The organism is Cognatundibacterium luofuense (assembly GCF_018139685.1).
Classification (GTDB): domain Bacteria; phylum Pseudomonadota; class Gammaproteobacteria; order Burkholderiales; family Burkholderiaceae_D; genus Undibacterium; species Undibacterium luofuense.
This window is the reverse complement of record NZ_JAGSPN010000618.1, coordinates 1-286: the sequence shown is the minus strand read 5'-3', so window position 1 is coordinate 286 and position 286 is coordinate 1. Positions and strand designations below refer to the sequence as shown.

Annotated in this window: 1 protein-coding gene; it reads left to right on the top strand. The window is 48.3% G+C overall.

Annotated elements, in window-relative coordinates:
* A partial coding sequence (locus tag KDM89_RS21895; RefSeq protein WP_329604734.1) for a PEP/pyruvate-binding domain-containing protein occupies positions 1-286 on the top strand: 286 nt, incomplete at both ends.

Below are 286 nucleotides of genomic sequence, written 5' to 3'. Positions count from 1 at the left end.
AAGGATGTGGTGTTTATCACTTCCAGCTATGGTCTGGGTGAAACCGTGGTGCAGGGAGCGGTGAATCCGGATGAATTTTATGTGCATAAACCGATGCTGGAACAAGGCAAATTGCCTGTGATCCGTCGCAACATTGGTTCTAAACTCATCAAGATGGAATTTACTGGCGAAGCCAAGGCTGGTCGTTCAGTCAAAACCGTGGATGTACCGGTTGAAATGCGTAACCGCTACTCGCTGGATGACAACGAAGTGGTTGAGCTGGCCAAATATGCCGTCATCATTGAGA